The organism is bacterium SCSIO 12643, from assembly GCA_024398135.1.
In the GTDB taxonomy this organism is placed as follows: Bacteria; Bacteroidota; Bacteroidia; order Flavobacteriales_G; family Salibacteraceae; genus CAJXZP01.
This window is the reverse complement of sequence record CP073750.1, coordinates 117,552-134,523: the sequence shown is the minus strand read 5'-3', so window position 1 is coordinate 134,523 and position 16,972 is coordinate 117,552. Positions and strand designations below refer to the sequence as shown.

The following is a 16,972-nucleotide window of genomic DNA, read 5'->3' as shown; positions in this document are numbered from 1 at the left end:
CAAATGAGTGTTGAAGAAAACGACAATATGAACGAAGAACCGGAATTTGCTGAAGAAGGTTCGGTAGAGATGGAACATGTCATTCGTGTATCTGGATTATATGAAGATTGGTTCCTGGATTATGCTTCATATGTGATTTTGGAACGTGCGGTACCCCATTTAAATGATGGATTAAAGCCGGTACAACGTAGAATTCTCCATAGTATGCGTGAATTGGAGGATGGCCGATACAATAAGGTGGCAAATATTGTGGGAAATACCATGAAGTATCACCCGCACGGGGATGCATCCATCGCAGATGCTATGGTGCAAATCGGACAGAAAGATTTGTTGATCGATACGCAAGGTAACTGGGGTAGTATTTATACTGGTGATGGTGCAGCAGCTTCCAGATATATTGAGGCCAGATTAACCAAGTTTGCGTTGGAGGTTATTTTTAATCCAAAGACTACAGAATGGCAATTGTCATACGATGGAAGAAATAAAGAGCCAATTACACAGCCCGTTAAGTTTCCATTACTGTTAGCACAAGGAGTGGAAGGTATTGCCGTAGGATTGGCCTGTAAGATTTTACCACACAACTTTATTGAGTTAATAGATCAATCGATTAATGCGTTATTAGGAAAGCGCGTGAAAATTCTACCGGACTTTTTAACTGGTGGTCTGGCGGATTTCTCTAATTACAATGACGGATTACGTGGAGGAAAGATTAAGGTTAGAGCGCGTATTGAGATAGAAGATTCTAAAACACTTAAAATTACTGAAATCCCTTTTGGCACGGATACCGGAAGCTTGATGGAAAGTATTGTTAAAGCTAGTGAAAAAGGGAAAATTAAGGTTAAAAAGATTGAAGACAACACCTCTAATTCAGTAGAAATACTGGTTCATTTAGCACCAGGGACTTCACCGGATAAGATGATGGATGCATTATATGCTTTCACCGATTGTGAAAAATCGATCTCTCCGAATGCTTCGGTGATTATGGATGAAAAACCGCATTTCATTGGGGTTTCTGAAATGTTGAAGTATTCTGCGCAAAGAACGAAAGATCTTTTGGAAATGGAGTTACGCATTAAATTGGGTGAACTTCAGGAAAAATGGCATCAATCTTCTTTAGAAAAGATTTTTATTGAGAATAAAATCTATATAGAATTTGATGGAAAAACGTATGATGAAGCTAAGGATTATACCTTAAAAGCATTGCAGCCTTTTGTAAAACATCTCATTCGCGAAATTACAGATGAGGACTTGACCAAATTGATGGACATTCCAATGCGAAGAATCACAAAGCATGATGCAGAAAAGGCAGATACGTTTATAGCGAACTTAGAAGACGAAATGGCGCAGGTGAAACATGACCTGGAGCACCTTACTGAGTTTGCAGTGGATTATTTCAAGGAGCTGAAAAGAAAGTACGGAAAGGGTAGGGAGCGTAAAACGGAAATCAGGTCGTTTAGTGCGATTGATGCCACAAAAGTGGCTGCAGCCAATGTGAAGTTGTTGGTGAATTATGATGAAGGTTTTATAGGAACCGGTTTAAAACGTACTGAGGGTGAATTCCTAACCAATTGTTCGGATATAGATGATGTGATTGTCATATTAAAGAACGGTAAAATGCGTGTGACACGTGTAGCCGATAAAACATTTGTAGGTAAGGGAATTCTGTATGCGGGGATCTGGAAAAAGGGAGATGAACGTACCACATACAACCTTATATATAAAGATGGTGCTACAGGACCAATTCGTGTGAAGAGATTCCAGGTGACATCGATTACGCGTGATAAAGAATACGATTTAACCAGGGGTATTCCAAAAACAAAAGTGTTATATCTTACGGTGAATCCAAATGGTGAGGCAGAAGTTATAAATGTAGTATTACGAAATACAGGAAAAGTCAAAAAACTCAAGTTCGAATATGACTTTGCAGAACTTGCGATTAAAGGAAGAGGAGCCGGAGGAAATATTTTAACCAAACATATCGTTAGTAAGATTGAGTTAAAAGAAAAAGGAGTCTCTACATTATCGGCAAGGAAAATATGGTTTGATGAAACCGTTTCCAGATTTAATTCAGATGAGAGAGGAAACTTGTTGGGTGAATTTAAAGGAGAAGATAAAATTCTGCATATTACTTCATCCGGACATTATAGATTGACTGGGTTCGATATTTCAACCAAAGTGGATGATGATTATCTGATTTTGGAAAAATGGAATCCTAAAAAGCCGATTACCGCTATCTATTGGGATGGGGAGAAAGAACAGTTCTACGTAAAACGCTTTTTAATAGAAGATACGACCAAAAAGATAGGTTTTATATCTGAACATGAAGACTCCTATTTAGAATTAGTATCATCGGATTGGAGACCAATGGTCAATCTATCTTTTGATAAACGTTCTAATGACCGTGAAGATGAAATGTTAAATATGGAAGAGTTTATTGCAATTAAGAGTTATAAAGCGCACGGCAATAGACTGACAAAATATAAAGTGAAATCAATAGATTCGGCAGAACCATTGCCATATGAGGAGCCGGAAGAAGAGCCTGAATCAAATGCGCAAGAAGATGATTCAGATCAAAATCAAATTAGTTTATTTTAAAGTAGAAGAAAGAAGAAGTTTATGACAGCATTAGATTATTTATTTGACCTATTTAAGATATTAATTCCATCCGTAGCAGTGGTAGTGGTGGTACAGGTCATGTTAAAGAATCATTTTGATGACCAGAAGAGAAGAGATGAGCTGATGATATCCAAAGCGAATAAGCAAGATATGCGTCCATTGCAAATGCAGGCTTACGAACGTTTAATATTGTTATTGGAAAGGTTGCAACCTGATAATTTAATGATGCGTATGCAGAGACCGGGAATGAGTTCCAGAGCATTGCATACGCAAATGTTAAAGGCGATTAGACAAGAATATGAGCATAATATGACACAGCAGTTATATGTTTCGTTATCAGCCTGGAAGCTTGTTTTGATGGCTAAGGATGAAATTACCAAATTAATCAATTTAGCTGCGTCAAGGTTACCTGAAAATGCAACAGCTGTTGATTTAGGGAAAGAAATGATGAATATTATTTCTCAACTAGAAAAGGTTCCGACTGATGTTGCGATCAAAGGTTTAAAACTAGAATTTCAAAAGAAATTCAGATAGACAAATTACACTTTCTTATTTTCCTTAACTCAGCAATGAATTGAAAATATTTTCAATTTCAGGGATTTTTGTGTCTTTTTTTCTCAAAATATTTTGTGTGTTTATTGGTCAAATTTTTCAATTAGATTTTCATCAAAAAACTAAGAGAAAATTCAATTTATAAGACTGAATGTTTTTAACTAAATGGTCATGAGTTTTAACTATTACATCTTCGTTTTAAATATAACGTCACAATTTTAAACTATTTCATCACAAAATTAATATTTTTTATCCCTTTTAAATCCTTGAAAATAGGGTGTTTTGCTGTAATACAGTGGGTTGCGTGGGTGTAAGTCGTTTTTTTAATTGAAAAAGGAGCTTAGATTTGCATCCATACACAAATAAATACAGAATGAAAAAAACATTACCTACTACAATTTCATTACTGTTGTTTCTGCTATTGCAAGGCGTTGCAATTTCTAAAACTAACAGCTTCACAGTACAATCAATTTTATGTGACCCGATAACTGATGGAGGAACAATTTCTTCCAATCAAACTGGTGTCCCAGGAGGTTTTGATCCAGCCCTGATTGTCAACACTAACTTTCCAACCGGAGGAACCGGTGTAATCGAGTATAAATGGATGAAGAGTACTGTACCGGTACCTAATACTCCGGGAAACCCTTACTGGACAGATATTCCGGGGGCAACAGCTCAAGATTATAATCCAGGATTCATTACACAGACAACCTATTATATAAGGGTGTCAAAAAGAAATACCTGTTACAATTGGGGAGAACAATCCAACATGGTAAAAATGACCGTGCCTTCAGCACCGGTCAATTCGTGTTTATTGTATGCTGTTCAGGATAAAAAGTCAAGCGATTATTCTCAAATTTTTACAGTAGATGTATTTAACGGTAATACAGTTTCAAATCTTGGACCTCATTTAGATGGTTGGGATATTGAAGGTATGGAAATCGATAAAAATACCGGAATACTTTATGCAACATCAGGAAATGATAACCAACATGGGTTCGATGGATACTTTTATAGTATAGATGCATTAACAGGAAACCTTAACATTATTGGTCCCACAGGATACGATGATGTGGTGTCATTGGCATTTCACCCGGTGACGAATGTTTTATATGCATGGGTAGATGATTATGGTTTAATTACCATTAATACGAATACAGGAGTAGGTACCATGGTATTCTCATCACCTTTGGATTTTGACGGTATGGCCTGGAGTAAAGACGGATCGGTTCTGTATGTGGCTACTGATGATAAAGAATTGTCCACATTTGATCCGGTTACCGGAAACATTAACATTTTAACTAACACACTTCCAGGCCCTGTGGAGTCTTTGGAAATGAGACCTGATGGAAGATTGATGTTCGGAACACACTTAGCAAGTACAACTATATACACCATCGATCCGCAAACTTTAGCAATTGTATCTTCTAGCAATATTATTACTCCTTATGATGATATTGAATCAATAGTCTGGCCAGATTGGTGTAGTCTTTCAATTAGTATTAACCATCAAGTAAATGATGTTTTATGTTATGGTGATAATTCAGGACAGGTATCTCTAGCTGGAATAGGTGGAGTAGCGCCTTATACCTATGCATGGAATACAGGAGCAAGTGTATCAAATGCTTCAAATTTATCCGCAGGAACGTATACGGTTACAGTAACAGATGCAAATGGTGTTTCTGATTCGGTTACGTTTACCGTAAATGAACCAGTAGCGGCTTTATCAAATACTTTGCAAACGACTCAAGCGACTTGTGGTGGAAATTTAGCCGATGGAAGTATCAGTACTTTGACAGCTGGAGGAACCGCACCGTATTCTTATTTATGGTCAAATGGAGATACTACGGCTTCGATTTCAGCATTGAATCCAGGAGCTTATTCTGTGACTATTACAGATGCAAATGGATGTTCATTAGTAGATACATCCTCAATCGCAACAATGTGTTGTAATGTAACCAGTGCAGGAGCAATTACCGGAGCACAGTCTAACTGTGGAAGTTTTGATCCGGCACCGATTACAAGTGTAAGTTTACCAGCAGGTGGAGTAGGCGCAATAGAGTATATCTGGTTACAAAGTTTAGTGAACGTACCAAACACTGTAGGAAATCCACATTGGACAATGATACCAGGATCAACAAGTGCTACTTATGATCCGGGTGTATTGACACAAACAACATATTTTATTAGATGTGCAAGAACAAGTACTTGTACATTCTATGCAGGTGAATCAAATGTGATTGCCATTGAAGTAAATCCAACAGTAGCCGCTTCAATTGTATCATCAACTAATGCAAGTTGCCATGGAACCAGTACTGGTTCAGCAACAGCGAATGCAACAGGAGGAACAGCACCATTTACCTATGCATGGTCAAATGGGGCAACAACTGCTACGATCACAAATCTAACAGCAGGAACTTATACTGTAACTGCAACAGATAGCAAAGGATGTGATGCAACAGCTCAAGTAACGATCACAGAGCCAACAGCCTTAACCGCATCCAGCGTAGTAAATGCGAATGTGTTAATCAACGGAGGCTCAAACGGAGAAGTAGCAGCTTCAGCCAATGGCGGAACACCAGCATACTCTTATGCATGGTCAACCGGAGCAACAACTTCAACAATCTCAGGTCTAACAGCAGGAACATATACAGTGACTGTAACCGATGCAAATGGATGTACAGCTGTAGTGACTTCAACAGTAACAGAGCCAACGGCATTGACTTCTACAGCAGTAGTAAACAACAATGTAGATTGTAATGGTAATGCTAATGGATCAGCAACAGCATCAGCAAGCGGAGCAGTAGCTCCATACACCTATGCATGGTCAAATGGCGCGACAACAGCTACGATCAATGGACTAGCAGCTGGAACATATAGTGTAACAGTAACTGATGCAAATGGCGCAACAAGTACAAGTTTAGTAACGATCACAGAGCCGACAGTTTTAACTGCATCCAGCGTAGTAAATGCGAATGTGTTAATTAACGGAGGTTCAAACGGAGAAGTAGCAGCAAGTGCAAATGGCGGAACCCCAGCATACACTTATGCATGGTCAAATGGAGCAACGACTTCAACAATCTCTAACTTGACAGCAGGAACATATACTGTAACAGTAACTGATGCAAACGGATGTACTGCAATAGCAACATCAACGGTAACAGAACCAACAGCGTTAACATCAAGTGCAGTAGTAAACAATAATGTAGATTGTAATGGTAATGCGAACGGATCAGCAACAGCAAGTGCAAGCGGAGCAGTAACTCCATACACCTATGCATGGTCAAATGGCGCGATAACTTCAACGATCAACGGACTAGCTGCAGGAACATACAGTGTAACTGTAACTGATGCTAACGGAGCAACAAGTACAAGTTCAGTAACGATCACAGAGCCAACCGTACTAGTAGCAGCATCAACTGTAAATGCAAACGTATTAATCAATGGAGGCTCAAACGGAGAAGTAGTAGCTTCAGCCAATGGCGGAACCCCAGCATACACTTATGCATGGAACACTGGAGCAACGACTTCAACAATCTCTAACTTGATAGCAGGAACATATAGTGTAACAGTAACCGATGCAAATGGATGTACCGCAGTAGCAACATCAACAGTAACAGAGCCAACAGCGTTAACATCAAGTGCAGTAGTAAATAACAATGTAGATTGTAATGGTAATGCAAATGGTTCAGCAACAGCATCAGCAAGTGGCGCAGTAACTCCATACACCTATGCATGGTCAAACGGATCGACCACATCAACGATCAACGGATTAGCAGCAGGTACATATAGTGTAACAGTAACTGATGCAAATAGCGCAACAAGTACAAATTCAGTAACGATTACGGAGCCGACAGCATTAACCGCATCAAGCGTAGTAAATGCTAATGTATTAATCAACGGAGGATCAAACGGAGAAGTAGCAGCAAGTGCAAACGGAGGAACCCCAGCATACACTTATGCATGGAACACCGGAGCAACAACAGCTACGATCTCAGGTCTAACAGCAGGCACATATACAGTAACCGTAACTGATGCGAATGGATGTACCGCAGTAGCGACTTCAACAGTAACCGAGCCAACCGCATTGACATCAAGTGCAGTAGTAAACAACAATGTAGATTGTAACGGTAATGCAAATGGTTCAGCAACAGCAAGTGCAAGCGGAGCAGTAACTCCATACACCTATGCATGGTCAAACGGAGCTTCAACGGCTACAATTAACGGACTATCAGCAGGAACTTATACAGTGACTGTGACAGATGCTAACGGAGCAACATCAACAAACTCAGTAACGATCACAGAGCCGACAGTTTTAACCGCATCAAGCGTAGTAAATGCTAATGTGTTAATTAACGGAGGCTCAAACGGAGAAGTAGCAGCAAGTGCAAACGGAGGAACCCCAGCATACTCTTATGCATGGTCAACTGGAGCAACAACTTCAACAATCTCAGGCTTAACAGCAGGAACATATACTGTAACAGTAACTGATGCAAATGGATGTACCGCAGTAGCAACATCAACAGTAACAGAGCCAAGTGCATTGACTTCTACAGCAGTAGTAAATAACAATGTAGATTGTAATGGTAATGCGAATGGATCAGTAACAGCATCAGCAAGCGGAGCAGTAACTCCATACACCTATGCATGGTCAAACGGATCAACAACTTCAACGATCAACGGATTAGCAGCTGGAACATACAGTGTAACTGTAACAGATGCGAACGGAGCAACAAGTACAAGTTCAGTAACGATTACCGAGCCAACAGCCTTAACAGCATCAAGTGTAGTAAATGCTAATGTGTTAATTAACGGAGGATCAAACGGAGAAGTAGCAGCAAATGCTAACGGAGGAACCCCAGCATACACTTATGCATGGAACACTGGAGCAACGACTTCAACAATCTCTAACTTGATAGCAGGAACATATACTGTAACAGTAACTGATGCAAATGGATGTACCGCAGTAGCAACATCAACAGTAACAGAGCCAACGGCATTGACTTCTACAGCAGTAGTAAACAACAATGTAGATTGTAATGGAAATGCAAATGGATCGGCAACAGCATCAGCAAGCGGAGCAGTAACACCATATACATATGTATGGTCAAATGGATCAACAACAGCAACGATTAACGGATTATCAGCAGGAACATATACAGTAACAGTATCAGATGCGAACGGAGCAACAAGCACAAGTTCAGTAACGATTACAGAACCGAATGTATTAAGTGCAACAGTTCAAGCAACACAAGCGACTTGTGGAGGTAACTTAGCAAATGGAAGCATGAATACATTAGTAACCGGTGGAACAGCACCATTTACTTATGCATGGTCAAATGGTTCAACAGGATCAATAATCAATAGCTTGGTACCAGGAACTTATTCAGTAACAGTAACAGATGCGAACGGATGTACAGCAACAGGAAGTAATACAATTGCAACGATGTGTTGTAATGTAACCAGTGCAGGAGCAATTACCGGAGCACAGTCTAACTGTGGAAGTTTTGATCCAGCACCGATTACAAGTGTAAGTTTACCATCAGGAGGAGTAGGAACAATAGAGTACATCTGGTTACAAAGTCATGTAAATGTACCAAACACAGTTGGTAACCCACACTGGACAATGATACCAGGGTCAACAAGCGCAACATATGATCCGGGAGTATTGACTCAAACAACATATTTCATTAGATGTGCAAGAACAAGTACTTGTACATTCTATGCAGGTGAATCAAATGTGATTACTATTGAAGTAAATCCAACAGTAACTGCTTCAATTGTATCATCAACAAATGCAAGTTGTCATGGAACCAGTACTGGTTCTGCAACAGCAAGTGCAACAGGAGGAACCGCACCATTTACATATGCATGGTCAAATGGAGCTTCAACAGCTACAATTACTAATCTAGCAGCAGGAACATATACTGTAACTGCAACAGATAGCAAAGGATGTGATGCAACAGCTCAAGTAACGATCACTGAGCCGACAGCCTTAACAGCATCAAGTGTAGTAAATTCAAACGTGTTAATCAACGGAGGGTCAACCGGAGAAGTAGCAGCGTCAGCAAACGGAGGAACACCATCATATACTTATGCATGGTCAACCGGAGCGACAACTTCAACGATTTCAAACCTTACTGCTGGAACATATACTGTGACAGTAACTGATGCCAACGGATGTACAGCAGTAGCAACTTCAACAGTAACTGAGCCAAGTGCATTGACCTCAAGTGCAGTAGTGAACAACAATGTAGATTGTAACGGTAATGCAAATGGATCTGCAACAGCATCAGCTAACGGAGCAGTAACACCTTATATATTTGCATGGTCAAACGGATCAACAACATCTACAATCACAAACCTTGCAGCAGGAACATACACAGTGACTGTATCAGATGCCAACGGAGCAACAAGTACAAGTTCAGTAACGATTACGGAGCCGACAGCCTTAACTGTATCAAGCGTAGTAAATGCTAATGTGTTAATTAACGGAGGCTCAAACGGAGAAGTAGCAGCATTAGCAAACGGAGGAACCCCAGCATACTCTTATGCATGGAATACCGGATCAACAACAGCTACGATCTCAGGTCTAACAGTAGGAACATATACAGTGACTGTAACAGATGCAAATGGATGTACCGCAGTAGCGACATCAACAGTAACAGAGCCAACGGCATTGACTTCTACAACAGTAGTAAATAACAATGTAGATTGTAACGGAAATGCGAACGGATCAGCAACAGCATCAGCAAGCGGAGCAGTAACTCCTTACTCATATGCATGGTCAAATGGAGCTTCAACTTCAACAATCAATGGATTAGCTGCAGGAACATACAGTGTAACTGTAACAGATGCGAACGGAGCAACGAGTACAAGTTCAGTAACAATCACTGAGCCGAATGTATTAAGTGCAACAGTTCAAGCTACCCAAGCAACTTGTGTCGGTAACTTGGCAAATGGAAGCATGAACACATTAGTAACAGGTGGAACAGCACCATTTACCTATGCATGGTCAAACGGCTCAACAGGATCAACAATTAATAGTCTGGTACCTGGAACGTATTCAGTAACAGTAACGGATGCGAATGGATGTACAGCGACAGGAAGTAATACCATCGCAACAATGTGTTGTAATGTAACCAGTGCAGGAGCAATTACCGGAGCACAGTCTAACTGTGGAAGTTTTGATCCGGCACCGATTACAAGTGTAAGCTTACCATCAGGTGGAGTAGGCGTAATAGAGTATATCTGGTTACAAAGTTTAGTGAACGTACCAAACACTGTAGGAAATCCACATTGGACAATGATCCCAGGATCAACAAGTGCCACATACGATCCGGGCGTATTGACTCAAACAACATATTTCATCAGATGTGCAAGAACAAGTACTTGTACATTCTATGCAGGAGAATCTAATGTGATAGCGATTGAAGTAAATCCAACAGTAACCGCTTCAATTGTATCATCAACTAATGCAAGTTGTCATGGAACCAGTACTGGATCAGCAACTGCAGGTGCAACAGGCGGAACTGCACCATTTACCTATGCATGGTCAAATGGGGCAACAACAGCTACGATCACAAATCTAACAGCAGGAACTTATACTGTAACTGCAACAGATAGCAAAGGATGTGATGCAACAGCTCAAGTAACGATCACAGAGCCAACAGCCTTAACCGCATCAAGTGTAGTAAATGCGAATGTGTTAATCAACGGAGGCTCAAACGGTGAAGTAGCAGCAAGTGCAAATGGAGGAACCCCAGCATACACATATGCATGGTCAACCGGAGCAACAACTTCAACAATCTCTAACTTGACAGCTGGAACCTATACAGTGACTGTAACTGATGCAAATGGATGTACTGCGGTATCAACATCAACAGTAACAGAGCCAACCGCATTGACATCAAGTGCAGTAGTAAACAACAATGTAGATTGTAACGGAAATGCGAACGGATCAGCAACAGTAAGTGCAAGCGGAGCAGTAACTCCTTATACATATGCATGGTCAAACGGCTCAACAACAGCTACAATCACAAACCTTGCAGCAGGAACATACAGTGTAACTGTAACAGATGCGAACGGAGCGACAAGTACAAACTCAGTAACGATCACAGAGCCAACAGCATTAACCGCATCAAGCGTAGTAAATGCGAATGTGTTAATCAACGGAGGATCAAATGGAGAAGTAGCAGCAAGTGCAAATGGCGGAACCCCAGCATACACATATGCATGGAACACCGGAGCAACGACTTCAACAATCTCTAACTTGACAGCAGGAACATATACAGTAACAGTAACCGATGCAAATGGATGTACCGCAGTAGCGACATCAACAGTAACAGAGCCAACCGCATTGACTTCTACAGCAGTAGTAAACAACAATGTAGATTGTAACGGTAATGCAAATGGTTCAGCAACAGCATCAGCAAGTGGCGCAGTAACTCCTTACTCATATGCATGGTCAAACGGATCAACAACATCAACGATTAACGGACTATCTGCAGGAACATACAGTGTAACTGTAACAGATGCTAACGGAGCAACATCAACAAACTCAGTAACGATTACCGAGCCGACAGCATTAACCGCATCAAGCGTAGTAAATGCGAATGTGTTGATCAACGGAGGATCAAACGGAGAAGTAGCAGCAAGTGCCAATGGAGGAACACCAGCATACACTTATGCATGGTCAACCGGAGCGACAACTTCAACAATCTCTAACTTGACAGCAGGAACATATACAGTAACAGTAACCGATGCAAATGGATGTACCGTAGTAGCGAGTTCAACAGTAACAGAGCCAACGGCATTGACTTCTACAGCAGTAGTAAATAACAATGTAGATTGTAACGGAAATGCGAACGGATCAGCAACAGCATCAGCAAGCGGAGCAGTAACTCCTTACTCATATGCATGGTCAAATGGAGCTTCGACTTCAACAATCAATGGATTAGCTGCTGGCACATACACAGTGACTGTAACAGATGCGAACGGAGCAACAAGTACAAGTTCAGTAACGATCACAGAGCCAACCGTACTAGTAGCAGCATCAACTGTAAATGCAAACGTGTTAATCAATGGAGGCTCAAACGGTGAAGTAGCAGCAAGTGCAAACGGAGGAACCCCAGCATACTCTTATGCATGGTCAACCGGAGCAACAACAGCTACGATCACAAACCTAATAGCAGGAACATATACAGTAACAGTAACCGATGCAAATGGATGTACCGCAGTAGCAACATCAACAGTAACAGAGCCAAGTGCATTGACTTCTACAGCAGTAGTAAACAACAATGTAGATTGTAATGGTAATGCAAATGGTTCAGCAACAGCATCAGCAAGCGGAGCAGTAACTCCATACACCTATGCATGGTCAAATGGGGCAACAACAGCTACGATTACAAACCTGGCAGCAGGAACATATACAGTAACTGTAACAGATGCTAACGGAGCAACATCAACAAACTCAGTAACGATTACCGAGCCAACAGCATTAACCGCATCAAGCGTAGTAAATGCGAATGTGTTGATCAACGGAGGATCAAACGGAGAAGTAGCAGCAAGTGCCAATGGAGGAACACCAGCATACACTTATGCATGGTCAACCGGAGCAACAACTTCAACAATCTCAGGTCTAACAGCAGGAACATATACAGTGACTGTAACAGATGCAAATGGATGTACCGCAGTAGCGAGTTCAACAGTAACAGAGCCAAGTGCATTGACTTCTACAGCAGTAGTAAACAACAATGTAGATTGTAATGGTAATGCGAACGGATCAGCAACAGCATCAGCAAGTGGCGCAGTAACTCCTTATACTTACGCATGGTCAAACGGAGCTTCAACGGCTACAATTAACGGACTATCAGCAGGAACATACAGTGTAACTGTAACAGATGCGAACGGAGCAACAAGCACAAGTTCAGTAACAATCACTGAGCCGACAGCATTAACCGCATCAAGCGTGGTAAACGCAAACGTATTAATCAACGGAGGCTCTAACGGAGAAGTAGCAGCATCAGCAAACGGAGGAACCCCAGCATATACTTATGCATGGAACACTGGAGCAACGACTGCAACAATCTCAGGTCTAACAGCAGGAACATATACAGTGACTGTAACTGATGCAAATGGATGTACCGCAGTAGCGACATCAACGGTAACAGAACCAACCGCATTGACTTCTACAGCAGTAGTAAACAACAATGTAGATTGTAACGGAAATGCTAATGGATCAGCAACAGCAAGTGCAAGCGGAGCAGTAACTCCTTACTCATACGCATGGTCAAATGGAGCTTCAACTTCAACTATCAACGGATTGGCTGCAGGAACATACAGTGTAACAGTAACTGATGCTAATGGTGCAACGAGTACAAGTTCAGTAACGATTACTGAACCGAATGTATTAAGTGCAACAGTTCAAGCTACCCAAGCAACTTGTGGCGGTAACTTGGCAAATGGAAGCATGAACACATTAGTAACCGGTGGAACAGCACCATTTACCTATGCATGGTCAAACGGATCAACAGGATCAACCATTAATAGTCTGGTACCTGGAACGTACAGTGTAACAGTAACGGATGCGAACGGATGTACTGCGACAGGAAGTAACACCATTGCGACAATGTGTTGTAATGTAACCAGTGCAGGAGCAATTACCGGAGCACAGTCTAACTGTGGAAGTTTTGATCCGGCACCAATTACAAGTGTAAGCTTACCCGCAGGTGGTGTGGGAACAATAGAGTATATCTGGTTAAAGAAATTACCAGGTCAATCATATACTGTGATACCAGGTGCAAATGGACCGACTTATGATCCGGGAGTGATTACACAAACAACTAAGTATAGAAGATGTGCGAGAAGAAGCAACTGTACTACGTATGTTGGAGAAACCAATTGGATTACAATGACTGTTCATGGTGGTGTAACCGCAAATATTGTTTCTTATAGTAATGTAATGTGTAACGGAGCTTCAAATGGAAATGCTACAGTAAATGCAACAGGAAGTGCTCCATTTACATATGCTTGGAGTAATGGTGGTACTACAGCTACATTGAGTAATTTATCAGCAGGAACATATTCAGTGACTGTAACAGATGTAAATGGATGTACTGGAAGTACACAAGTAACGATTACAGAGCCGACTGCATTAAGTGCGACAGTTCAGGCCACACAAGCGACTTGTGGAGGTAACTTAGCCAACGGAAGTATGAATACAGTTGTATCAGGAGGAACAGCACCATTTACATATGCATGGTCAAACGGTTCAACAGGATCAACAATTAATAGTCTGGTACCAGGAACATATTCAGTAACAGTAACGGATGCCAATGGATGTACAGCAACAGGTAGTAACACTATAGCGACAATGTGTTGTAATGTAACCAGCGCAGGAGCAATTACAGGAGCACAATCAAACTGTGGAAGTTTTGACCCGGCACCAATTACAAGTGTAAGTTTACCAGCAGGTGGTGTGGGAACAATAGAGTATATCTGGTTAAAGAAATTACCAGGTCAATCATATACTGTGATACCAGGTGCAAATGGACCGACTTATGATCCGGGAATGATTACACAAACAACTAAGTATAGAAGATGTGCGAGAAGAAGTAACTGTACTACGTATGTTGGAGAAACCAATTGGATTACAATGACTGTTCATGGTGGTGTAACTGTAACAGTTCAGACGACTCAGGGGACTTGTGCTGCAAACTTAAATGATGGATCAGCTAATGTAGTAATAACCTCTGGTACTGCTCCGTATACTTATAGCTGGAGTAATGGCGAAACTACTGCTACTGTAAATAACTTGTCACCTGGAACATACAGTGTAACGGTAACAGATGCGAATGGATGTACAGCAACTGAAAGTGGTTCAATTGCAACAATGTGTTGTAATGTAACGAGTGCAGGTGTGATCACAGGAGCACAGTCTAACTGTGGAAGTTTCGATCCGGCACCAATTACAAGTGTAAGTTTACCGTCAGGTGGTGTAGGAACCTTAGAATATGTTTGGTTGAAAAAAATACCTGGCCAGGCTCAGACCGTGATACCAGGTGCAAATGGACCGTCATATGATCCAGGAGTGGTTTCACAAACAACTAAATTCAGAAGATGTGCAAGAAGAAGCAATTGTTCAAGATATATTGGAGAATCTAACTGGATTACGATTACAATTAACAATGGTATTACAGCAAGCATTGTGGCTCAAAGTGATGTAACATGTAATGGTTCTTCTGATGGTAGTGCAACGGTATCTGCGACTAGTGGAGTTGGACCGTTTACGTATAGCTGGTCACATGGAAGATCAGGAGCTACAGTGAATAGTTTAGATGCAGGGACATATACTGTGACGGTAACCGATGTAAATGGATGTAAAGCGTATAAACAAGTTGTAATTACTGAGCCAAATGCAATTCAGGTTTCAAATGTGGTTACGGATAACAGCTGTAACTCAGCAAATACAAGTTGTGAGTTTGATTTATCGAACTACAGTAACGGAGAAGTAATGTCAGGAAATTATAATTCACTTGGATTTACATTAACAAGTGTAGCGAACTCAGGTTCATTACATGATTTGATCATTTTTGATACTGACTTGTCAAATACCAGAGATTCTGATTTAGAGGTGGATCAAGGAAACATCCTAATCTTCCCGGAAAACAATGTAGATAATAATAATGATGGACTTTATGACCTACCTGATGATACAAGATACGGAGGTAAGATTACTTTCACATTTGTGAAAACAAGAAAGGTGATTTCATTTGACTTTATCGATAAAGATGGAGGACCTTACGGAACAGCAAAAGCTTATGATGCGAATAATAACTTAATTGTATCTAAGAACATCGTGAATATGGGAGATGGATCTATTCAAACCATTACAATGAATGCATCAGGAGTGAAGAAATTAGTGATCTATTATAAAAACTCTGGTGGTGTTGGGAACTTTAAGTTCGATTGTGATGAGAATCCATTATGTGATGGAGCAATTGATTTAACAGTAAATGGAGGAACAGCACCTTATACTTACAATTGGTCAAATGGAGCAACAACTCAGGATGTTCAAGGTGTATGTGCCGGAGATTATGATGTGACTGTAACAGATGCAGCAGGTTGTTCTAAAGTAGTTTCTATTAATGTTGCGGAGCCTTCAAAAATGAAAGGTCAGTTTACTGCTTACAATCCTACCACACAGTATTCATGTAATGGATATATTAATTTCAATTACATGCAAGGTGGAACAGGACCTTATACGTATTCCTGGAGCAATGGTGATAACACAGATGACATCAGTGGATTGTGTACCGGAACATATGTGGTAACCGTTACTGATGCGAATGGCTGTACCGCTTCTGGAGGTGTAACTCTGAAAACTGGAGGAGGAGTTTGCAATAGAAACGATTACCGAGGATATGGAAATAACAGTGAAAATGGAGGTGATGAAGATGGAATTACTTTAAGCAGTGGCGTAAACAAGGCTGAAGTAAATCTAATTTCAAAAAGTGTATATCCTAATCCATCAAACGGTGAGTTTACAGTAGAGTTCTCAGTAAGAAATTCTTCTCAAATGACCATTGTACTATATGACTTTGCAGGAAATATGGTAGATGTGATTTTTGATGGTTATGTAGAAGCAGATGAGATCATTTCAACTCAGTTTAATGAATCAAATAGATTAAGTACTGGAGTTTACACGATAGCACTGAAGAGTGAAGGAAATGTAACTTATGAAAAACTGATCATTAACTAAGTAGAATAAAGAATCAAGTTAGAGGCAGTGTGGATTTCACAC

At 40.7% G+C, this 16,972-nt stretch carries 4 protein-coding genes; 3 read left to right on the top strand and 1 reads right to left on the bottom strand.

The annotated features are described in order from the left end of the window. The first annotated feature begins 3 nt into the window (after window positions 1–3). Both KFE94_00580 and KFE94_00575 read left to right on the top strand, forming a co-directional pair. Window positions 4–2,595 carry a DNA gyrase/topoisomerase IV subunit A gene (locus KFE94_00580; GenBank protein ID UTW66640.1) on the top strand — a complete coding sequence of 864 codons (2,592 nt, stop codon included), beginning with the start codon at window positions 4–6 and terminating at the stop codon, window positions 2,593–2,595. Window positions 2,596–2,616: 21 nt separating this feature from the next. Continuing rightward, window positions 2,617–3,150: a hypothetical protein gene (locus KFE94_00575; protein UTW66639.1), complete on the top strand. Its 534-nt coding sequence runs from the start codon at window positions 2,617–2,619 to the stop codon at window positions 3,148–3,150. A 490-nt stretch (window positions 3,151–3,640) separates the two neighbouring features. Here the strand turns inward: KFE94_00575 and KFE94_00570 are convergent, their stop codons facing one another. Further along, complete coding sequence (locus KFE94_00570) at window positions 3,641–3,847, bottom strand: DUF1939 domain-containing protein (protein ID UTW66638.1); 207 nt, start codon at window positions 3,845–3,847, stop codon at window positions 3,641–3,643. Window positions 3,848–3,892: 45 nt separating this feature from the next. Here KFE94_00570 and KFE94_00565 point away from each other — a divergent pair, with 45 nt between their 5' ends. Beyond that, complete coding sequence (locus tag KFE94_00565) at window positions 3,893–16,930, top strand: T9SS type A sorting domain-containing protein (protein ID UTW66637.1); 13,038 nt, start codon at window positions 3,893–3,895, stop codon at window positions 16,928–16,930. The last annotated feature ends 42 nt before the right edge of the window (window positions 16,931–16,972 follow it).